Annotated in this window: 15 protein-coding genes and 1 pseudogene; 12 read left to right on the top strand and 4 right to left on the bottom strand. The window is 60.6% G+C overall.

Annotation, left to right across the window (positions count from 1 at the left end; translation table 11 throughout):
- Positions 1-2 precede the first annotated feature (2 nt).
- The gene (locus F8N96_RS22955; protein ID WP_150799756.1) at positions 3-1,775 is read right to left on the bottom strand and encodes an N-acetylglutaminylglutamine amidotransferase; all 1,773 of its coding nucleotides are present in this window, start codon (positions 1,773-1,775) and stop codon (positions 3-5) included.
- Positions 1,776-2,069: 294 nt separating this feature from the next.
- Between F8N96_RS22955 and F8N96_RS35895 the strand changes: the two are divergent.
- Together F8N96_RS35895 and F8N96_RS22950 are read left to right on the top strand one after the other, a co-directional pair.
- Positions 2,070-3,020: pseudogene (locus tag F8N96_RS35895) on the top strand (dermonecrotic toxin domain-containing protein); the annotation flags it as partial.
- 282 nt (positions 3,021-3,302) lie between these two features.
- Positions 3,303-6,869, top strand: a complete 3,567-nt coding sequence (locus tag F8N96_RS22950) for an NEL-type E3 ubiquitin ligase domain-containing protein (protein WP_224794119.1) — start codon at positions 3,303-3,305, stop codon at positions 6,867-6,869.
- On the opposite strand, the gene mnmC is transcribed toward F8N96_RS22950, so the two are convergent.
- The gene (mnmC, locus tag F8N96_RS22945) at positions 6,856-8,856 is read right to left on the bottom strand and encodes a bifunctional tRNA (5-methylaminomethyl-2-thiouridine)(34)-methyltransferase MnmD/FAD-dependent 5-carboxymethylaminomethyl-2-thiouridine(34) oxidoreductase MnmC (RefSeq protein ID WP_150799754.1); all 2,001 of its coding nucleotides are present in this window, start codon (positions 8,854-8,856) and stop codon (positions 6,856-6,858) included. The genes F8N96_RS22950 and mnmC overlap by 14 nt on opposite strands.
- A 184-nt stretch (positions 8,857-9,040) precedes the next feature.
- On the opposite strand from mnmC, the gene pap reads away from it, so the two are divergent.
- Positions 9,041-10,555 (top strand): polyphosphate:AMP phosphotransferase, encoded by a 1,515-nt coding sequence (gene pap / locus F8N96_RS22940; protein WP_150799753.1) that lies wholly within the window; start codon positions 9,041-9,043, stop codon positions 10,553-10,555.
- Positions 10,556-10,657: 102 nt separating this feature from the next.
- Positions 10,658-11,842, top strand: coding sequence for a thiolase family protein (locus F8N96_RS22935; RefSeq protein ID WP_150799752.1), 1,185 nt, complete (start codon positions 10,658-10,660; stop codon positions 11,840-11,842).
- Positions 11,843-12,061: 219 nt separating this feature from the next.
- Here the strand turns inward: F8N96_RS22935 and F8N96_RS22930 are convergent, their stop codons facing one another.
- The gene (locus F8N96_RS22930; protein ID WP_150799751.1) at positions 12,062-12,256 is read right to left on the bottom strand and encodes a DUF6316 family protein; all 195 of its coding nucleotides are present in this window, start codon (positions 12,254-12,256) and stop codon (positions 12,062-12,064) included.
- Positions 12,257-12,455: 199 nt separating this feature from the next.
- On the opposite strand from F8N96_RS22930, the gene F8N96_RS22925 reads away from it, so the two are divergent.
- Entirely contained in the window at positions 12,456-13,415 is a 960-nt protein-coding gene (locus F8N96_RS22925) for a DMT family transporter (protein WP_150799750.1), read from the top strand.
- A 123-nt stretch (positions 13,416-13,538) separates the two neighbouring features.
- Here the strand turns inward: F8N96_RS22925 and F8N96_RS22920 are convergent, their stop codons facing one another.
- A complete protein-coding gene (locus F8N96_RS22920) occupies positions 13,539-14,933 on the bottom strand; it encodes a class II fumarate hydratase (RefSeq protein WP_150799749.1) in 1,395 nt (464 codons plus the stop codon).
- A gap of 192 nt (positions 14,934-15,125) precedes the next feature.
- Here F8N96_RS22920 and F8N96_RS22915 point away from each other — a divergent pair, with 192 nt between their 5' ends.
- From F8N96_RS22915 to F8N96_RS22885, 7 genes are all read left to right on the top strand, one after another.
- The gene (locus F8N96_RS22915) at positions 15,126-15,647 is read left to right on the top strand and encodes a DUF2059 domain-containing protein (RefSeq protein WP_064676461.1); all 522 of its coding nucleotides are present in this window, start codon (positions 15,126-15,128) and stop codon (positions 15,645-15,647) included.
- Between the two features lie 12 nt (positions 15,648-15,659).
- Entirely contained in the window at positions 15,660-15,959 is a 300-nt protein-coding gene (locus F8N96_RS22910) for a BolA family protein (RefSeq protein ID WP_150799748.1), read from the top strand.
- Between the two features lie 25 nt (positions 15,960-15,984).
- Positions 15,985-16,170, top strand: coding sequence for a hypothetical protein (locus F8N96_RS35110; protein WP_191630737.1), 186 nt, complete (start codon positions 15,985-15,987; stop codon positions 16,168-16,170).
- Entirely contained in the window at positions 16,167-17,108 is a 942-nt protein-coding gene (locus tag F8N96_RS22900) for a rhodanese-related sulfurtransferase (RefSeq protein WP_150799747.1), read from the top strand. The genes F8N96_RS35110 and F8N96_RS22900 overlap by 4 nt, the downstream gene beginning before the upstream one ends.
- Positions 17,109-17,111: 3 nt before the next feature.
- Entirely contained in the window at positions 17,112-17,750 is a 639-nt protein-coding gene (locus tag F8N96_RS22895; protein ID WP_150799746.1) for a DsbA family protein, read from the top strand.
- The gene (locus tag F8N96_RS22890; RefSeq protein ID WP_150799745.1) at positions 17,743-19,560 is read left to right on the top strand and encodes an ABC transporter ATP-binding protein; all 1,818 of its coding nucleotides are present in this window, start codon (positions 17,743-17,745) and stop codon (positions 19,558-19,560) included. The genes F8N96_RS22895 and F8N96_RS22890 overlap by 8 nt, the downstream gene beginning before the upstream one ends.
- Positions 19,561-19,747: 187 nt before the next feature.
- Complete coding sequence (locus F8N96_RS22885) at positions 19,748-22,207, top strand: EAL domain-containing protein (RefSeq protein WP_150799744.1); 2,460 nt, start codon at positions 19,748-19,750, stop codon at positions 22,205-22,207.
- The last annotated feature ends 51 nt before the right edge of the window (positions 22,208-22,258 follow it).

Here is a 22,258-nt window from a genome sequence, read left to right as displayed (position 1 = left end):
GATCAGATTCCTTGTTCACTGAGCCACAGGTTCAGGGCCGCCAATTGCCACAGCTTGGAGCCGCGCAACGGGGTCAACTGTCCTTGCGGATCGGTTAGCAGGCGATCGAGCATCTGCGGCTTGAACAGGCCGCGATCCTGGCTGGGATCGAGCAGCAGTTCACGCACCCAGTTCAGCGTGTCGCCCTGCAAGTGCTTCAGGCCAGGGACCGGGAAATAACCTTTTTTGCGGTCGATTACTTCACTGGGAATCACCAGCCGCGCCGCTTCCTTCAAGACTTGCTTGCCGCCGTCCGGCAATTTGAATTTGCCCGGCACCCGGGCCGACAATTCCACCAGGCGGTAGTCGAGGAACGGCGTGCGCGCTTCCAGGCCCCAGGCCATGGTCATGTTGTCGACGCGTTTGACCGGGTCGTCCACCAGCATCACCGTGCTGTCCAGGCGCAAGGCCTTGTCCACCGCTGCATCAGCGCCGGGCTGGGCGAAATGTTCTTTGACGAAGTCACCCGCAGCGTCATTGGCGGTCAACCATTTCGGCTGCACGGTGGCGGCGTAGTCGTCGTAGCTGCGGTCGAAAAACGCATCGCGATAGGCGGCGTATGGATCGGCGGCGCCGTCGACTTGCGGATACCAGTGGTAACCGGCAAACAGTTCGTCTGCGCCCTGGCCGCTCTGCACCACCTTGCAGTGCTTGGCCACTTCCCTGGACAACAGGTAGAAGGCGATGCAGTCGTGGCTGACCATCGGCTCGCTCATCGCACGGAACGCTGCGGGCAGTTGCTCGATGATCTCTTTTTCGTCGATGCGCAGTTGATGGTGCTGCGTGTTGTAGTGCTTGGCGATCAGGTCCGAATACTGGAACTCGTCGCCGCGCTCGCCGCCGGCATCCTGGAAACCGATGGAAAAGGTCGACAGGTTTTCCACGCCGACTTCCCGCAACAGCCCGACCAGCATGCTCGAATCGACACCGCCGGACAGCAGCACGCCGACATCGACCGCCGCCCGTTGACGGATCGCCACCGCATCGCGGGTGCTGTCGAGCACCCGGTCGCGCCAGTCTTCGAGGGTCAGGTCCATCTCGTCGGCGTGGGGGCCGTAAGGCAGGGTCCACCAGGTTTTCTGCTCGGTGGTACCGTCCGCTTCGATGCGCATCCAGGTCGCCGGTGGCAGTTTTTCGATGCCCGCCAGCAAGGTGCGCGGCGCCGGGACCACGGCGTGGAAGTTCAGATAATGGTTGAGCGCCACCGGATCGAGGATCGGGTTGATGTCGCCGCCCTTGAGCAACGCCGGCAGGGACGAGGCGAAGCGCAGGCGTTGGCCGGTGCGCGACAGGTACAGCGGCTTCACGCCCAGACGGTCACGGGCGATGAACAGGCGTTTGGCATCGCGCTCCCAGATGGCGAAGGCGAACATGCCATTGAGCTTGGGCAGCAATGCTTCGCCCCAGGCGTGATAGCCCTTGAGCAGCACTTCGGTGTCACCGCCGGAATAGAAGGCGTAGCCCAGGCTTTCCAGCTCGGTTCGCAGTTCCGGGTAGTTGTAGATGGCGCCGTTGAAGGCCAAGGACAAGCCCAGTTGGTTGTCGACCATCGGCTGCGCCGAGCCGTCCGACAGGTCCATGATTTTCAGGCGCCGATGGCCCAGGGCTATCGGCCCTTGGGCCTGGAAGCCCCATGCGTCAGGGCCGCGAGGGGCCAGGTGATGGGTGATTCGTTCAACGGCTGCAAGGTCCGCAGGTTGATGATCAAAGCGTAACTCGCCAGCTAATCCGCACATAAAGTCCTTACCGGTTTTTCCGTTGGGGAGGGTCAAGCGATACCACGCAAAAAATGCGGGTACTCAGAAACTGACCCGTGTGATTACCGGTAGTTTTAGATCGATAAGTTATAAGAGGGAGTTCCCGGACGAATGGCGGATAACAGAACCGTGAATCGGAGTGGTGGTAAATAGTGCTGCGATCCATAGGAGTAGTTGTTCGGATACCCTGAAATCCGACCCGATATCCGAATTATCATTTGCTTTTCCAACGCACCAGAATGGACGCATCTGAATGCAATAAGGATATTGCTCATGTCATCTACACCCAAGGTAACGCCTTCGGTCGTGCCATTTACGCCCGCGCAGCGCACCGAAGCGTTGGTGGAACATACCGCTGACCTGGACAAGGCGCAGGTTCTGCAGCAGTCCATGCCCGACTGGTTGGCCGGCGCCGATCTGACTGTCGTCCAGGCTTTGAAAGCATCGTTCGAACAGCGCGAACTGACCTACGCCAAGGCCGCAGCGGTACTCGAAGCGCTCAAGCCGCTGGATGTGTTCTGCAAGGAACAGCTCACCCGCGTGCTCAAGGAGAAATGGACGGTCGATTTCGATGTTGAGCGCGACACCCTGGACATCATCAAGAAAACGATCCCGGCAACAGGACTGTTCCCGACCGACTACCGAGTAATGGAAACTGTTTCGTCTCGGAGCCTGCTGCACGCGGCCATGGAGAACTTCACCTCCGGCGAAGCTCAAAGTGGCGGTCTTCCTGAAGACTCATTGATTCGGATCGATGCGCAACCCCAGTCGGGTACTGCAATGACCCCGACGAAATTCGCGACGCTCTGTCGCAAACTCGACCTCGGCGCCCGCTATCAGCAACACATCGCCACGACGATGGCATTACCGAACGGGCCTGACGCCAATCGTGCCTCCGGCGCTGACATCCGGCGTTTGAAGTTGCTGGATTTGCAAGTCGCGGTACACATCGCTTACTTGAAAAAGCACATTGGTGCCGCTGTTTACCCGATGCTGCTGAGCGTGATCGCACAGGATCTCCCGGCAGCACAAACCAAGGACGCGGTTTTCGACGGCAAACCGGTGATCTGGCAAGGCTTGATGATTCATGACGCCTGCGTCTGTGGGGCGCTGATATTCACTAACGCCTCTATCGACACCGAGCCGCAAGCCAAGTGCGTGGTTTACCTGCCGAACGACCCCGGGCGGCCGTTGTATGAGTACGCCTCCCTGGATGACTTCAAGTCCTACCTTGCACTGCAGCTGCAAATCAAAAGCTACAGAACATTCTTCGCCGGCCAATTCCTTCCCGGCCATGATCAAACCGATTTTTTCAGCGCGTTTGACGAAGACAAGATCCTGGGCACGCTGACCGCTACGCCAGCGGCGTGCCTTGCCGATTTTTTCTTTGGCGCTTTTATCAGCAAAACCCAACGGGATGCGCGAGTCCTCGCGGTCCCGACCGCAGACGTCGATGAGGCTCAGCGGCAGAAAACCATTCAGAGATTGCTCGATGGAGGCCTGTTGTTGTTGAACGCTGCCTCATTTTTCGTGCCGGTGCTGGGTCAATTGATGGCCGCTGTCGCTGTCATCGACATCGTCAGCGAGGTGTATGAAGGGGTGGAGGACTGGACGCACGGCGAGCGGAACAAGGCGTTGTCGCATGTGCTCAATGTTGTCGAAAACGTTGCGCAGATGGCGGCATTTGCGGCGGGCGGCAAGCTGGCGTCGGCCGCCTTCCGTCGTGGTGTGAAAGAGCAGGCGGCGTTTTTTGACGGCTTCGAAGCGGTGACCCGCGCTGATGGCACGTCAAAACTGTGGAAACCCGACCTTCGACCCTATAAGCAGACCTCCCCATTGCCAGAAACGTTGCTGCCTGATGCGCAGGGGATCTACAAGGACGGCGAACACAGCTCAATCGTCATGGATGATGCGGCCTACCGCGTCTCCCACAATGTTGCGAAACAAGCGTGGCAGATAAAGCATCCCGTGCGCCAGGATGCATTCGAGCCTGCCATCGAGCAAAACGTCGAAGGTGGCTGGCGACATGTCCATGAGCATGCGCATGAATGGCCCGACAACGGATATGCATTGAAACGAACGGCGCCACGTTTGAGCAGTTTCTCCCATGACGAGCTGTCGCACGCGGCCGACATCACCGGGATCACGCCTGCCGAGCTGTACCGACTGCATGAAAGCAACCACAAGCTGCCGCAGCGGCTTAATGATTGTATCGAGCGCTTCAGGCTGAACCGGCGCATCACCGACCTGATCGCGGCAATGGAACGGGGAGAGACCGCGAATACGGATTTTGTACAAGAGCAACTGCATACACTGCCCCGGCTGCCCGGCTGGTCCGCAAAGCGCTTCATTGAAGTGCGCGATGAAAAAAATCTGGTCGTATCCCGCTTCCCGAAGACGGTGCCGCGTGGTGAGGACGTCAAGCCTGTGCAGGTGTCTCAGGCGCAGCTGAGCGCGGGACAGCTGCTTGATACCGTCATCGGTGGCCTCGACGCAAAAGAAGTCGCAGCGATCGTCGGTTCCACGACGACCGGGTCGAAGCCAGGGCTGCTGGCGACTAAAATCGCCGGCACCTTGAACAGTGATCGCCGGCCGCTGCTGGAGTGGCTCTATAAAACCTATGATGGCGAGGCGACCGGCGATGTGGCGACACTGCGTGAATACGCCGCCGACGTGCCCATCCGAGTGTGTCAGGAGCTGCTGGATAGCGCCTCCGGCAGGGACCGCAGTTTTCTTCGTGACCGCAGATTTCCGGGCATGGGGTTGGCGCAGCAGGTCGCGCAAGCGCAGTCCGCGATAAGGCTCGACCGTGCGCTGACGGGTTTGCATCTACCGCAACTGGCCAATGCCGACACCGATACCCTGGCCCTCAGGCTGATGGATCGGGTGCAAGGCTGGGACGACGGTTATCGGCTGGAACTGCGCCAGGGCTTACCCACCGGCACCTTGCTGGACAGTGTGGGTAAAGTCGATGCGCCGTTGAGCGGGGTGATCGTCAAGACGTCCACCGGCTATCAGGTCACCCGAGGCAGTGGCACTTTGCAAACCACTCAAACCAGCGAAACGCTCATGGCGTCGATATTCCATGCCTTGCCCGCAGCCCGGCGCACCCGCATGGGTCTCTCCGGAACCGCCACCGTCGATGTGCCCACGCTACGACAACGTCTGTCGGCGGCCGCCACCGGCAATCCGGAACGCACCGGTCGAGTGCTGCGGGATGAGCCCAGTGAAGCACCGGAACACCTTCGCAGCTGTGTCCAGGCAGACCCACCCGCTGTGGGTTCCCATGCCAAAGGCTTGATTCGCAAAGTCAAAAAGCTGTATCCGCTGTTCACTGCTGCCCAGGTTTCATCCTTGCTCGACGAAGCCGGCAGTACCGAAATGGCGCGGGTTAATCGAATCGAGGCGCTTGAACAACAGCTTAAGACACTGAGCGGGGTGCTGCGCACCTGGCGCGACGATGAGGCGCAAATGAAGAAGCTGGGGCCGCTCAACGATCTGCGTGTCAGCCGTCGCCAGGTGGCCAACGCCATCGAAAACTGCTGGCGTCGGGTATCACCCCCCGGATTGCCACACGGTCAGCCGGTGACCTCGCTCAAGCTGGAGCGCACCCCCGTGGGGCAGCTGCCGACACTGACCGAGGAGGATGTTGCCCATGTCCGCAGCCTTTCCATCAAGGACATGGAGGCCGGCGATGAGCTGGCGTACTTCCTCAAACCGTTCAAGGGGCTAGTCAGTCTGAAGCTGGACCGTAATCGGCTGACACGCTTGCCTGAAGTGCTGTCGCACATGCCCGACCTTCAGCACTTGAGTCTGAACGGCAATCAACTGGCGCTGACCGAACACACGTTGCGCAAGCTGGCCGACCTGCGCAATTTACGCACGCTTGAGCTCAGCGGCAATCGACTGGGGGCCACCCCCGATGTCAGCAAAATGTTCCATCTGCGCTCGTTGTTCCTGAGCGATACCTTCGCCACGGAATTGCCTGTGGGGCTTTCCCTATTGCCGAATCTGGACAAGGTGGACCTGAACGGCAACGAGATTCGGGAGTTGCCGGCCTGGCTGTTCGATGTCCCGAAACGATTCGCTCAAACGGTCAACCTGCGGCATAACCCGTTGTCCACGGCGAGCCAGGCAAAGCTGCAAGCCTACCGTGCCAGCACAGGCGTCGGTATGGGTTTCCTGAACAATGCGGCAGTGATCGATGATCAAGTAGCTCGAGACCTCTGGATGCCTCGAGCGGATGAGACAAGCTATGCCGGTCGCAATCGCACCTGGATCGCGTTGAAGAACGAACCCGGGTCGAAGGGTTTTTTTGAATTGCTGGCAGAGGTTGGACGCACGGCGGATAGCCGCTTTGTGCGCGAAGACATGACTCGCCGGGTCTGGCGTGTGATTGGGGCGATGCAGACCGACTCGGCGTTACGCGATCAGTTGCTGTCGCTGGCGGTGAAAGCCAATTGCGATGATGCTGCGGCGACGATTTTCAGTAATCTGGAGGTGGCAGTCGATATCGACACTGTGGTTCGCCAGTCCGTCAACACTCACGATCAGGCGGCTCGCTTGTTGAGCCTGGGACGACGTCTGTTCCGCCTGGATTACCTTGCCAAGGTCGCTCGGGAACGGGTCAAGGCCAATTCCAAGCTCGATCCGGTTGAAGTGGAATTAGCCTATCGCAGCGGCCTGGCGGAAAAACTCGACCTTGTCGGCCAGCCCCGCCATATGCGGTTTGCTTCGGCTAGCGGCGTAACCTCCGAAGACCTGGACGTTGCGTACGACCGGGTCATAGCCGCAGAAGCTTCCCCCGAACTTCTCGATTACATAAGCAACCGCACATTCTGGGGCGATTTTTTGCGCGAGCATCATGGTCAACAATTCAACGACCTTGTCGCGCCTTTCTACACGCGGTTGGAGACGGCGTTTGCTACCGAGGTCACGCTTGGCGCGCAATATCGCCCGCAGATCGATGGCATCGCGGCCGAGCAGCAGCAGGCTGAAAACGGCCTGTTGAAAAAGCTGACAGAGGAAGCCATCAAGGCCGAGGAGGCGAAGACCTGTTTTATCCTGGATTGAGCGGCTGGGCTTTACCTCGAATCAATCGACGCAAGGCGAAGCGATTGGGATGACAAGCCTCGGCCACGGCCCTGGGCAGTGGCAGGGGTTCATCATCGAGCCAGGCGGCCAGCAACTCGCCCGCCAGGGGGGCGGTAATCAACCCTCGCGAACCGTGGCCACTGTTGACATACAAGCCGTCCAGCCATGGGCAAGGGGTGTCCGGGATTTTGCGGGCATCCTTGCCCAAGGCACCGTAGGCGTCGGCAAACGCCTGCCCGTCAGCCAGCGGGCCGACAATGGGCAGGTAGTCCGGGCTGGTGCAGCGAAAAGCAGCACGGCCCTCGAGTATTTGCGGTTGCAGGGTGTCCGCGCCGAGTCGTGTCACCAGGTCGTGGGATATTTCTTCGAGCATCTTCAAGTTGCCGGCATGCTCGGCGACTGTCGGTGTAAGGTCATCGTTGCTGAAATCAAAACTGGCACCCAGGGTATGTTCGCCCAGCCGTGCCGGCGCGACGTAACCTTCGGCGCAGACCACCGTGTTCAGACTCCGGCTGGCGGCTGTTTGGGGCAGGCGGGTGATCTGCCCGCGAATGCGTTTGAGGGGCAGATCGCTGCTGTAGGTGAAACGCTTGATCTCGGCGGCCCCGGCCAGCACGGCTATGGGTGCCTCGGCCAATAATTTTTCGCCATCCCACGCTTGCCACTGGCCATTCGTTCGGCGCAGCTCAAGCACATCGTGATGCGTCAGGATCCGTATGTTCCGGTGCGCGGCTTGCCATTGGCACAGGGCTGGCGGATGCACCCAACCACCTTCGGGATAAAACAGGCCACCCCATTGCAGACCGATACCGGCGCGTGATTGCGCCTGGTCTTTATCCAGTGTGTGCAGCAAGTCCTCGGCAAACGCCGCCGCCAGTTGCGCCTGACGCTCGGCTTCCTTGGCGTTGAACGCCAGTTGCAGGACGCCACAACCGTCCCAGTCCACCCCACGCTGCAAATGCTCAAGCAAGCGTCGGGTGTAGCCAAAGCCGCTGACGATCAATTGCGACAACGCCGTGCCATGGGCCGAAAGCTTGAGATACAGCACGCCCTGGGGATTGCCCGACGCTTCCTGTGCCAGCGCATCGTGACGCTCCAGCAGACTGACGTGCCAACCCCGGGCAGCCAGGCTGGCGGCCGTCGCGCAACCGGCCAGGCCGGCGCCGATCACCAGCGCCCGACGCTCGCCGGTCAGCGGTGCCGGGCGGGCAAACCAGGGTTTGGCAACGGCGGGAGCCAGGGCGTGTTCAGGCCAGCCGAGGAAGGTGCCGCGCAGGATCTCCCATTTGTGGCCGATGCCTGGGGTGCGCTTCATCTTGAAGCCTGCGGCATTCAGCAACCGGCGCACCCACCCGGTGCTGGTGAAGGTGCTGAGGGTCGAGCCTGGCGCGGCCAGGCGCGCCAGCTCGGCGAACAGTTCGGCGGTCCACATGTCGGGGTTTTTCGCCGGGGCGAAGCCGTCGAGAAACCAGGCGTCGATCTGTGCATCCAGCTGCGGCAATTGCTCCAGGGCATCACCGATCAACAAGGTCAGGACGACCCGGCCGTTGTCCAGGATCAGCCGCTGGAAGCCTTGATGGATCGCCATATACTGCGCCAGCAGTTGCTCGGCAAAAGGTTTGAGCTCGGGCCACAAAGCTAGCGCCCGCTGCAGGTCCGGCAGGCTCAGCGGATACTTTTCGACACTCACGAAATGCAACCGCGCCCCCGCCACCGCGTGCTGTTCGAACAACTGCCAGGCGCAGAGAAAATTCAATCCGGTGCCGAAACCGGTCTCACCGATCACCAGCCTCCCGCCCACCGGCAACGCGGCGAAGCGTTCACGCAGATGGTTTTGCTCGAGGAAGACGTAACGGGTTTCATCAAGGCCCGACTTGTCCGAAAAATAGACATCGTCGAACACCCGCGAACGCGGGAGCCCTTGGTCGTCCCAGTCGAGCTGGGCGTGGGGCAATACAGGTTTCATGGCAGGCTCGGTAACGGCAAGGCGGCCATTCTAGCCGATCGCCGGGGTGGTGCCTGATCCATGGCACTGTGGCGAGCAAGCAAGCTCCCTCGCCACAGGTTTCATATCCGTCTCGAAAATGAATTTGTCCTGTGTTCAGGCGGTCAACCCGCTAGTCTTGCTCAATCCGGGAAGGGAGCCGTCCATGTTCGAATCTGCTGAAATCGGTCACGTCATCGACAAAGAAACCTACGACGCTGAAGTGCCAGCGCTGCGCCAGGCGTTGCTTGAGGCGCAGTTCGAACTGCAGCAGCAGAAGCGCTTTCCGGTGATCGTCCTGATCAACGGCATCGAAGGCGCGGGCAAGGGCGAGACGGTCAAGCTGCTCAACGAATGGATGGACCCGCGCCTGATCGAGGTCCGTACCTTCGATCAACAGACCGACGAAGAGCTGGCGCGGCCACCGGCCTGGCGTTATTGGCGGATGCTCCCGGCCAAGGGCCGCATGGGGATCTTTTTCGGCAACTGGTACAGCCAGATGCTGCAAGACCGGGTCCATGGCGTGTTCAAGGATCCGCGGCTCGATCAAGGCATCAACGCCGCCGAGCGCCTGGAGAAGATGCTGTGCGACGAAGGCGCGCTGATCTTCAAGTTCTGGTTCCACCTCTCCAGGAAACAAATGCGCGCGCGGCTCAAGGCCTTGGCCGACGATCCCTTGCACAGTTGGCGCATCAGCCCGCTGGACTGGCAGCAGTCGCAGACCTACGACAAGTTCGTCAAGTACGGCGAACGCATCCTGCGGCGCACCAGCCGCGACTACGCACCATGGCATGTGATCGCCGGGATGGACCCGCGCTATCGCAGCCTGGCGGTGGGGATGATTCTGCTCGAGGGCCTGCAAGGCGCCCTGAAGCGCCCCCAAATTCACCCGGACAAAGTCAGCGCCGCGCCGTTGGTCAGCAGCGTCGACCAGATGAACCTGCTCGACAGCCTGGACTTGAGCCTGAATCTGGACAAGGACGATTACGAAGAACAGTTGATCACCGAGCAGGCGCGGCTCTCCGGGATGATGCGCGATAAACGCATGCGCCGTCACGCCTTGGTCGCCGTGTTTGAAGGCAATGACGCGGCGGGCAAGGGCGGGGCCATCCGCCGGGTCGCTGCGGCGCTGGACCCGCGCCAGTACAGCATCGTGCCGATCGCCGCGCCCACCGAAGAGGAGCGGGCGCATCCGTATATGTGGCGGTTCTGGCGTCATCTTCCGGCGCGGGGCAAGTTCACCGTGTTCGACCGCTCCTGGTATGGCCGGGTGCTGGTGGAGCGCATCGAAGGTTTTTGCAGCGCGGCGGACTGGCTGCGCGCCTACGGTGAAATCAACGACTTCGAAGAGCAGGTCGCCGATGCCGGAGTGATCGTGGTCAAGTTCTGGCTGGCCATCGACAAACAGACGCAGATGGAGCGATTCGAGGAGCGGGAACAGACGCCGTTCAAACGCTTCAAGATCACCGAAGATGACTGGCGCAATCGGGAAAAGTGGGACGACTATCGGACCGCAGTCGGCGACATGGTTGATCGCACCAGCACCGAGATCTCGCCCTGGACCCTGGTGGAGGCCAATGACAAGCGCTGGGCCCGGATCAAGGTGTTGCGCACCATCAACCAGGCACTGGAAGAAGCGTTCAGGAAATCCGACAAGAAGGCGAAAAAGAACAAGGGGTGAGTCAATGGTTGCGCATACGCAGGGTGAATGATTGTCGCGGTTGGTCATTTGGTGGGCTTATGCTCGGTCCACTCTAAACCGACAACAACAATGAGGTATGCCATGCGTGAAGTGGTGATCGTCGACAGCGTGCGGACTGGTCTGGCCAAGTCCTTTCGCGGCAAGTTCAACATGACCCGTCCGGACGATATGGCGGCGCATTGTGTCGACGCCTTATTGACTCGCACGGGTATCGACCCGGCCAGCGTCGAGGATTGCATCGTCGGTGCCGGCTCCAACGAAGGCGCCCAGGGCTACAACATCGGGCGCAATGTCGCCGTGCTCTCGGGTTTGGGCGTCGGCTGTGCCGGCATGACCCTCAACCGATTCTGCTCCTCAGGCTTGCAGGCGATCGCCATCGCCGCCAACCAGATCGCCTCGGGTTGCAGCGACATCATCGTCGCCGGCGGTGTCGAGTCCATCAGCCTGACCATGAAAAGCGTCAACACCGACCACCTGATCAACCCGCTGCTCAAGGCGCAAACGCCGGGCATCTACTTCCCCATGGGCCAGACCGCCGAAATCGTCGCCCGTCGTTACCAAGTCAGCCGCGAACACCAGGACCTGTACGCCCTGCAAAGCCAGCAACGCACCGCTCGGGCCCAGGCCGCCGGATTGTTCGACGATGAAATCGTGCCCATGGCGGTGAAGTATCGGGTTGAAGACAAGGCCACCGGTCAAGTGCAGCTTCTCGACGGCATCGTCGATCGCGACGACTGCAACCGCCCGGACACCACGCTGGAAAGCCTGGCCGGATTGAAACCGGTGTTTGCCGAAGACGGCTCGGTGACCGCCGGCAATTCTTCGCAACTGTCCGATGGCGCCTCCATGACCCTGGTGATGAGCCTGGAAAAAGCCCTGGAACTGGGACTGAAGCCGAAAGCCTTTTTCCGCGGCTTTGCCGTGGCCGGGTGTGAGCCGGATGAAATGGGCATCGGCCCGGTGTTCTCGGTGCCCAGGTTGCTCAAGGCGAAGGGCTTGCAGATAGCCGACATCGATCTGTGGGAGCTCAACGAGGCGTTCGCGTCCCAGTGCCTGCACAGCCGCAATCGGCTGGAGATCGATAACGAGAAGTACAACGTCAATGGCGGCTCGATCTCCATCGGCCACCCGTTCGGCATGACCGGTTCGCGGCAGGTGGGGCATCTGGTGCGCGAGCTGCAGCGGCGCGGTTTGCGTTACGGCATTGTCACCATGTGCGTGGGCGGGGGGATGGGGGCAACCGGGTTGTTTGAAGCGGTGCGTTAGATTCGAAAGATCCATTACCTGATCAACCGCTTTCGCGAGCAGGCTCGCTCCCACAGGGATCTGTTGTAAGCCAGAGATCCAATGGGGGATCAGGCTCTTCCATAAGGATATGAAGTGCGACCAGAGATCCAATGGGGGATCAGGCTCCCCCACAGGGATCTGGTGTGCGACAGAGATCCAATGTGGGAGCGAGCCTGCTCGCGAATGCAGGCGCCGCGGTTACTGGTTCATCCGCAACATCAGCATCCGCTCTATATAAGCCTGAATCTGTACCTCAGCCTTCTCCATGTCTTCAAACGGCCCCTCCAGGGTGTTTTTCCGGGTGCTGAAATACAACTCCCCGTTCACACGACACATCCGGTCACTGCGAAAGTGGGTGGCGGGGGCATTGTCCTCGGCGCGCATGCCGTACATGGCGATCTCCTGTAGGGGGGCGTTGGGGAGAGCTTATGCACGAACCCCTTGCCATGCCTTGCCAACCGATCGACGGCCTATCGCCCTTTGAATGTTGCGACCAGCACAGTTTCATTTGCGGCCAGTGGACAACTGTCCCTGTGTGCCGAGCGGCTCTGCGCCTAGAATGAGGTTCTCGCCAATTGGCATCGGGGTTTGCATGCACATTTCATCGGGTCGCTGGGTTTATGGTCTGTTCCTGGCCTTGTTGACCGCGTTGCTGTGGGGAATCCTGCCGATCAAGCTCAAGCAAGTGCTGCTGGTGATGGATCCGGTGACGGTGACCTGGTTTCGCCTGATGGTATCCGGCGGGTGCCTGTTCATCATCCTGGCGGCGACCCGGCGCCTGCCCAGTCGCAAAGTTCTCGGCCCGCGCGGTGGCTGGCTGGTGTTGATGGCGGTGCTCGGTCTGGTGGGCAACTACGTGTTGTACCTGATGGGGTTGAACCTGCTCAGCCCCGGCACTGCGCAACTGGTGGTGCAGATGGGCCCGATCATGTTGCTGATTGCCAGCCTGTTTGTGTTCAAGGAGCGGTTCAGCGTGGGGCAGGGGATTGGTCTGCTGGTGCTGCTGGTCGGATTCGGTCTGTTTTTCAACCAGCGGCTGGTCGAGTTGTTCACGTCCCTGACCGACTATACGGCCGGCGTCCTGTTGGTGCTGTTGGCCTCCACCGTCTGGACCTTCTATGCCCTGGGGCAGAAGCAGTTGCTGACGGTGTGGAATTCGTTCCAGGTGATGATGGTGATCTACCTGTTTTGCGGGTTGTTGCTGACGCCCTGGGTGCATCCGCTGGAGGCGCTGCAACTCAGTCCGTTGCAAGGCTGGCTGCTGCTGGCGTGTTGCATGAACACCCTGATCGCCTACGGCGCATTTGCCGAGGCGTTGGCGCATTGGGAAGCTTCGCGAGTGAGTGCCACCCTGGCGATCACGCCGTTGGTGACCTTTGCGGCGGTGGCGGTAGCGGCGTGGTTGTGGCCGGAGTATGTGCATGCCGAGACGATCAATGGTCTGGGGTATGGCGGGGCGGTGCTGGTGGTGCTGGGGTCGGCGCTGGTGGCGTTGGGGCCTTCGTTGATGGCGGGGCTAAGGGCCCGGCGGGTTCGGATGGCTGCAGGTTGATCATTCCCACGCTCTGCGTGGGAATGCAGCCCGGGACGCTCCGCGTCCCTGCCGAAGCGGACGCGGTGCGTCTATTGAAGCATTCCCACGCAGAGCGTGGGAATGATCGGGTTCGGTGGAGGCTCAGCCCTTGGCCCCGGCCTCCAGCATATTCTCCGGCCTCACCCACGCATCGAACTCTTCATCGGTCAGATACCCCAACTGCAACGCCGCTTCCCGCAAGGTCAGCCCTTCGCCGTACGCCTTCTTGGCAATCTCCGCCGATTTGTCATAACCGATATGCGGATTCAGCGCCGTCACCAGCATCAGTCCGCGTTCCAGATGTTCGGCCATTTTCGCCGCATCCGGCTCCAGGCCAGCGATGCAATGCTGCTGGAAGTTGCTGCAGCCATCCCCCAGCAGCCTGATCGATTGCAGCAGGTTGTGAATGATCACCGGTTTGAACACGTTCAGTTGCAGGTGACCCTGGCTCGCCGCAAAACCGATGGCGACGTCGTTGCCCATGACCTGGCAAGCCAGCATCGACAGCGCTTCGCACTGGGTCGGATTGACCTTGCCGGGCATGATCGAACTGCCCGGTTCATTGGCCGGCAGTTTCACCTCGGCAAAACCGGCACGCGGTCCGGAACCCAGCAGGCGCAGGTCGTTGGCGATTTTCATCAGGGAGACGGCGAGGGTTTTCAGCGCGCCCGACAGGGTAGTCAGTGGCTCATGGCCAGCCAGTGCGGCGAATTTGTTCGGTGCGGTGACGAACGGCAGGCCGGAGAGGGCGGCCAGTTCAGCGGCGATCGCTTCGCCAAATCCGTGGGGCGAGTTCAACCCTGTGCCGACGGCGGTGCCACCTTGTGCCAGTTCGCAGACGGCCGGCAGCGCGCTGCGGATCGCCCGTTCCGCGTAATCCAGTTGCGCGATGAACGCCGACAGTTCCTGGCCGAAGGTGATGGGGGTCGCGTCCATCATGTGGGTGCGGCCGGTCTTGACCAGCTTCATGTGCCGGGCGGATAACTCGGCCAACCCACCGGACAGTTCGCTGATCGCCGGCAGCAAATGCTGCTGCACGGCCTGGGCCGCGGCGATGTGCATCGCAGTGGGGAAGCAGTCGTTGGAGCTCTGTGAGCGGTTGACGTGATCGTTGGGGTGCACCGGGGTCTTGCCGCCGCGCGGGTTGCCGGCCAGTTCATTGGCACGGCCGGCGATCACTTCATTGACGTTCATGTTGCTCTGGGTGCCGCTGCCGGTCTGCCAGACCACCAGCGGGAACTGGTCGTCGTGGCTGCCGTCGAGCACTTCATCGGCGGCCTGTTCGATCAGCCGGGCGATGTCGGCGGGCAGATCACCGTTGCGGTCATTGACCCGCGCCGCGGCTTTCTTGATCAGCGCCAGCGCATGCAGCACCGCCAGCGGCATGCGTTCGTTGCCGATGGCGAAATTGATCAGCGAGCGTTGCGTCTGAGCGCCCCAGTAGGCTTCATCCGGGACTTCAACCTGGCCAAGGCTGTCGGTTTCGATACGGCTCATCATGCACACTCCTGTTGGTCTGATAGCGCAGTTTAGGCCGTGATCTATCGCTGTGGTTCCATCAGTCTGGAATTTGACCGTTCACCCCCTCTAAATCAGGCCCGACAAGGCTTGGGGTTGAGCCACACGGTTTTTTAGGCGCAGAATGGTCGCCCTTGGGGTTTTACCTCGCCTGCTAGAAAAGGAAACTCGATGACTCGTCTTCGTGCCATCTGTACCGCGGTTGCACTGGTTTGCGCCAGCGGCCCTGTTTTTGCCGATACCGCCAGCCACAACGCCAGTGCCGAGGCTTTCCTGACCCTGGCGCACGCTGACAAATTGGGCACTCCGGTGTACATGCAAGTGCAGCAAATGTTCGCTCAGCGCTTTGAACAGACCAAAGCCCCCGAGTCGAAAAAAGCCCTGCTGGAAACCTACCAGGCCAAAGCCAACGCCGCGCTGGACCAAGCCATTGGCTGGAACAAGCTGAAGCCGGACATGGTCAAGCTCTACACCACCAACTTCAGTGAATCCGAGCTCAAGGACCTGGTCGCGTTCTACAAGTCGCCACTGGGCAAGAAAGTCCTGGAAAAAATGCCGCAGCTGACCCAGCAATCGGCCCAGATGACCCAGGCCAAGCTGGAAAGCGCCGTGCCTGTGGTCAACAAGCTGCTGGCTGACATGACGGCCGAGCTGGAGCCTAAAGGCGCCGCTCCAGCCAAGAAAAAGCCGTAAGCGGAGTTGGGTATGACCATGCAACAACGCATCGAATCGACGCTGGGCCTGTTACAGCCCGAGCACCTGCAAGTGCTGGATGAAAGCCACATGCACAGCCGTGGGTTGCAGACCCACTTCAAGGCGGTGGTGGTCAGCGCGCAGTTCGAAGGGCTTAACCGCGTCAAGCGTCACCAGAAGGTCTACGGCACGCTCGGCGAGCTGATGGGCGAGTTCCATGCGTTGGCGTTGCATACCTACACGCCAGAGGAATGGGCCCGGATCGACGCGGCCCCGGCCTCGCCGACCTGTGCTGGCGGCAGCAAATCCTGATACACCCTCCCTGTAGGAGCCAGGCTTGCCGGCGAAGAACGATTATGCGGTACAGCAGTTGCACCGCAGCGCCTGGTTCGCCGGCAAGCCTGGCTCCTACAGCGATGACGTTATTTTTGCTAGAATCCGCAACGCGCCGCTCACCCGGCGCGTTTTTTTTCGCATCCGGTTCACCCCTTACGAGGGTAGCCACCTGGAGAATCACCCATGACACAACAGATTGTCGTGGCGGCACTGTATAAGTTCGTCACCCTGGAAGATTACGTCGCCCTGCGCGAGCCACTGCTGCAAGCGATGGTCGACAACGGCATCAAAGGCACGCTGCTGATCGCCGAAGAAGGCATCAACGGCACCGTGTCCGGCAGCCGCGAAGGCATTGACGGGCTGATGGCCTGGCTCAAGAACGACCCACGCATGGACGACATCGACCACAAAGAGTCGTACTGCGACGACCAGCCGTTCTATCGCACCAAAGTCAAACTCAAGAAAGAAATCGTCACCCTCGGCGTCGAAGGCGTGGACCCGAACAAAAAGGTCGGCACCTACGTCGATCCAGAGAACTGGAACGCCTTGATCAGCGATCCCGAAGTGCTGTTGATCGACACCCGCAACGACTACGAAGTCTCGATCGGCACGTTCGAAGGCGCCATCGACCCGAAGACCACCAGTTTTCGCGAATTCCCCGACTACATCAAAGCCCATTTCGACCCGGCCGTGCACAAGAAAGTCGCGATGTTCTGCACCGGCGGCATTCGTTGTGAAAAGGCTTCGAGCTATATGCTCAGCCAGGGCTTCGACGAGGTCTATCACCTCAAGGGCGGCATTCTGAAGTACCTGGAAGAGGTACCGCAGGAAGAAACCAAATGGCAGGGCGACTGCTTCGTGTTCGATAACCGCGTGACCGTACGCCATGACCTCAGCGAAGGCGACTACGATCAATGTCATGCCTGTCGCACACCGATCAGCGTCGACGACCGCGCATCCGAGCACTACGTGGCCGGCATCAGTTGCCCGCATTGCTGGGATAAGCTGAGCGAGAAGACCCGCCGCAGTGCCATCGACCGGCAAAAGCAGATCGAACTGGCCAAGGCGCGCAACCTGCCTCACCCGATCGGCTACAACTACAAGCAAACCCCTTCAGAGGCCTGAACCATGTCTGCGCAACGCCTGCTCTATGTGATGGACCCGATGTGTTCCTGGTGCTGGGGCTTTGCCCCGGTGGCCAACGCGCTGGTCGAGCAGGCGCGCGCAGCGGGGGTGGAGGTGCATCTGGTGGTCGGCGGTTTGCGCACCGGCAGTGGCTCCGCGCTGGAACCGACGACCCGGCGTTATATCCTGGAACACTGGCAGGCGGTGACTGAAGCCACCGGCCAGCCATTCAAGCAGGAAGGCGCATTGCCCGAGGGTTTTGTGTACGACACCGAGCCCGCGTGTCGGGCACTGGTGACGGCACGCAGCCTGGCGCCGGATTGCGCGTGGAAACTGCTCGGGCTGATTCAGCACGCGTTCTATGCGCAAGGGCGCGATGTCACCCATGCCAGCGTGCTGGTGGAACTGGCGGAGCAGGCCGGTCTGCCGCGCATCGAGTTTGCCGCCGCGTTCGACCGTGCGGATCAGCATGCTGCAACGGCGGCCGATTTCACCTGGGTCCAGGACCTGGGCATCGCCGGTTTCCCGACCTTGCTGGCCGAGCGTGATGGTCAGCTGGCGCTGTTGACCAACGGTTATCAGCCGCTGAGTGTGCTGTCCCCATTGCTCGGCCGCTGGCTGGAGCGCGCGGCCTGTGCATGACCTGCCCGATGACGCGCCAGTCCCCAAGCGCGTCGATCGACTGAGCTGGGCGGAAATCCGGCGGCTGGCCCTTCAGCATAAAAAGTCCCTGTGGATCGCCAACGGCGTGGCCGTGCTGGCGACCCTGTGCAGCGTGCCGATCCCCTTGCTGCTGCCGCTGCTGGTGGACGAAGTGTTGCTGGGCCATGGCGACAGCGCGCTGAAAATCATGAACCACGCGCTACCCGACGCCTGGCAGAAAGCCGCGGGCTACATAGGCTTGATGCTTTTCGTGACCTTGGGCCTGCGTTGCGCTGCACTGCTGTTCAACTTGGTGCAGGCGAAGCTGTTCGCGGCGCTGGCCAAGGACATCGTGTACCGCATTCGTGTACGCCTGATCGAACGACTCAAACGCATTTCGCTGGGTGAATACGAAAGCCTGGGCAGTGGCGCGGTGACCACGCACCTGGTCACCGACCTCGACACCCTGGATAAATTCGTCGGCGAAACCCTCAGCCGTTTCCTCGTGGCCATGCTGACCCTGGTCGGCACCGCGGGCATCCTGATGTGGATGCATTGGAAACTGGCGCTGTTGATCCTGCTGTTCAACCCGCTGGTGATCTACGCCACGGTGCAGTTGGGCAAGCGGGTCAAGCACCTGAAGAAACTCGAGAACGACAGTACCTCGCGGTTCACCCAGGCACTGACCGAAACCCTCGATTCGATCCAGGAAGTGCGCGCCGGCAACCGCCAGGGCTTTTTCCTCGGGCGCCTTGGCCAGCGGGCTCGTGAAGTGCGCGACTACGCGGTGAGCTCGCAGTGGAAAACCGATGCGTCGAACCGTGCCAGCGGCCTGTTGTTCCAGTTCGGCATCGATATTTTCCGTGCCGCCGCCATGCTCACCGTGCTGTTTTCCGACCTGTCCATCGGGCAGATGCTGACGGTGTTCAGCTACCTGTGGTTCATGATCGGCCCGGTGGAGCAACTGCTGAACCTGCAATACGCCTTTTACGCTGCCGGTGGCGCACTGTCGCGGATCAATGAGTTGCTGGCCCGGGCCGACGAGCCTGAATACCCGGGCGGTGTCGACCCGTTCAACGGTCGCGAAACGGTCGGTATCGAAGTCCAGGGATTGAGCTTCGGCTACGGTGACGAGCTGGTGCTGGATCAGATGAACCTGTCGATCGCCCCCGGCGAAAAGGTCGCGATTGTCGGCGCCAGCGGTGGCGGCAAAAGCACCCTGGTGCAGCTGTTGCTGGGCCTCTACACGCCGCTCGCCGGGACCATCCGCTTCGGCGGTTCGACCCAGCAGGAGATCGGCCTGGAAACCGTGCGGGAAAACGTCGCCGTGGTCCTGCAGCACCCGGCGCTGTTCAACGACACCGTGCGCGCCAACCTGACCATGGGCCGCGAACGCAGCGACGAGGCGTGCTGGCAGGCGCTGGACATTGCCCAGCTGCACGCCACGATTCGTGAATTGCCCAATGGCCTGGACAGTATTGTCGGCCGCTCCGGCGTGCGCTTGTCCGGCGGGCAGCGCCAACGCCTGGCGATTGCACGGATGGTGCTGGCCGAGCCCAAGGTGGTGATCCTCGACGAGGCCACCTCCGCCCTGGACGCGGCCACCGAATACAACCTGCACCAGGCAATGGCGCGGTTCCTGAGCAACCGCACCACCTTGATCATTGCGCATCGGTTGTCGGCCGTGAAGCAGGCGGACCGGGTGCTGGTGTTCGATGGCGGGCAAATTGCCGAGGACGGCGACCATCAGCAATTGATTGCCGATGGGGGGTTGTACGCCAAGCTTTATGGGCATTTGCAGCAACATTAGATCAGTGTCGCCGGACAATCAGGGCATTTTTCCCGCCGTCGTCACATCGCTCTGAAACTCGTCGCTGGAGTGCGGTTACTATGCTGCCCTTGGGTTGTGCCGCTTGCCTAGAATGAGAACCCATCCTAGTCTGGCTGTAGCGATTTCGTCCGGACGACGAACGGGCAGTGCTAATGCAAGGGACCTCATGAATCAGACACGGACTCTCGGAACGCCCCGGTTGTTGGGCATCGTCTGGCCTTTTATCGCTGTCGTGGTGTTTCAGGCGCTGCTGGGTGGCGTCAGCCTGTACATGCTTTCCGCGGTTCGCGGCTACGTTGCCGGTGAAAGCCTGTGGTCCAAGGGCCAGAAAGACGCCATCTACTACCTTAACCTCTACGCCGACAGTCGTGACGAGGCGATATTCCACAAGTACGAGAGCGCCATTGCCGTGCCTGAGGGAGGCCACGAGTTGCGTCTGGCGCTGGATCATCAGCCACCGGATATCGAAGCGGCGCGAGTGGCGATTCTCAAGGGTGGCAACCACCCGGATGACGTTTCCAGTGTGATCTGGCTGTACCTCAACTTCCGCCACTTCAGCTACCTGGAAAAAGCCATCGACCTCTGGCGAGTGGGGGACGCCTACCTGGTGCAACTCGACGACGTTGCGCAGCAGATGCACCGGCGCGTCATAGCCAATCAGGCCACGGATGCCGACATCAAGCGCTGGAAGGCGCAGATATTTGCCATCAATAATGGCGTGACGCCGGCGGCGAAAGCGTTCAGTGACGCCTTGGGCGAAGGCTCGCGGGTGATTCTGCGCCTGTTGCTGGCGATCAATCTCGCCACTGCCCTGGGCTTGATCGTCCTGGCGCTGATGCGCACCCACAAGCTGCTCAAGCAGCGCCATGCGTTCGCCGACGCACTGCAGCTGGAGAAAGACCGGGCGCAGATCACGCTGCAATCGATTGGCGATGGCGTGATCACCACGGATGTCGAAGGCGCGATCGCCTATATGAACCCGGCCGCCGAGGCGTTGACGCACTGGAAGGCCGAGCAGGCGACAGGTTTGCCCCTGGCGGCGCTGTTCAATCTGCTGGATGAGAACGCCCAGGCGGACGGTTTTACCTTGATCGAGCACATTTTGAGCGGACAGCTCAGCGGTGGCAGCGAACATTCCAAATTGATTCAACGCCTGGACGGCAGCACGGTGTCGGTCACCCTGGTCGGTGCGCCGATCCGCAATGCCGGCAAGGTCAGTGGCACCGTGCTGGTACTGCACGACATGACCCAGGAACGGCAATACATCGCCAATCTGTCCTGGCAGGCGACTCACGATGCCCTGACCGGGCTGGCCAACCGCCGCGAGTTCGAGCATCGCCTGGAGCAGGCGCTGCACAACCTGACGCGGCACTCAGGACGCCATGCGCTGATGTTCCTCGACCTGGATCAGTTCAAACTGGTGAACGATACCTGCGGTCACGCGGCCGGTGACGAGTTGCTGCGTCATATCTGTGCGTTGTTGCAGTCGGGCCTGCGCGAGGGCGATACCCTGGCCCGGTTGGGGGGCGACGAGTTTGGCATCCTGCTGGAAAACTGTGCCCCGCAAGCCGCGGAGAAAATTGCCGAGGTGTTGCGCCAGACCGTACAGAACCTGCATTTCGTCTGGAAAGGCCGGCCCTTCGTGACCACGGTGAGTATCGGCCTGGTGCATGTCACGCAGAGCCCGACCACCCTCGAAGCCTCTCTGCGCGCGGCGGACATGGCCTGCTACATGGCCAAGGAAAAGGGGCGCAATCGGGTTCAGGTCTATCATGCCGACGATTCGGAACTGTCCCTGCGCTTTGGCGAGATGGCCTGGGTGCAACGCTTGCACATGGCGCTGGAAGACAACCGCTTCTGTTTATACGCCCAGGAAATCGCGCCCCTCGGCCCTACGGATCAGGGCAGCGGGCATATCGAAATTTTGTTGCGCCTGCATGACGAAGCCGGGCGGATGATTTTGCCCGACAGTTTTATTCCGGCTGCCGAACGTTATGGGCTGATGACGTCTCTTGACCGCTGGGTCGTGGAGAACGTGTTCAAGATCATTGCCCAATGCAGGGCTGAAAAGCGCAACTGTCCATTGGCGATGTGTGCGATCAATCTGTCAGGCACCACGATCGGAGATGAGGCGTTCCTCGACTTCTTGCGTGAACAATTTGTTACGTATGCGATTCCGCCTGAAATGATTTGTTTTGAAATCACAGAGACGAGCGCCATTTCGAATCTTGGGAGTGCAATAAAATTTATCAATGAACTCAAGGGGTTAGGTTGCCACTTTTCGCTGGATGATTTTTGCGCCGGAATGTCTTCATTCGCGTATTTGAAACATTTGCCTGTAGACTTCCTGAAGATCGACGGAAGTTTCGTAAAGGATATGCTGGACGACCCGATTAACCGCGCCATGGTCGAAGTGATCAATCACATCGGTCATGTCATGGGTAAACGCACGATTGCCGAGTTTGTAGAGACACCCCAGATCGAGCAGGCATTGCTGGAGATCGGGGTGGATTACGCTCAAGGGTATGTGATTGAACGCCCGCATCCGTTTACCTGCGACAGTCTGCAACGTCGTCCTGCCCGGCCTCGGCCCTTGTTGTTCAAGGCGCCTGGCACGTTCCGCTGAAACTCTCGCTGGTCCTTACAATCACAATCAAAAGGAGCTCGACAGTGATCG

Source organism: Pseudomonas fluorescens (assembly GCF_902497855.1).
In the GTDB taxonomy this organism is placed as follows: domain Bacteria; phylum Pseudomonadota; class Gammaproteobacteria; order Pseudomonadales; family Pseudomonadaceae; genus Aquipseudomonas; species Aquipseudomonas fluorescens_BI.
Note: the sequence above shows the minus strand (reverse complement) of the source record. Positions and strands in the feature narration are given on the sequence as shown.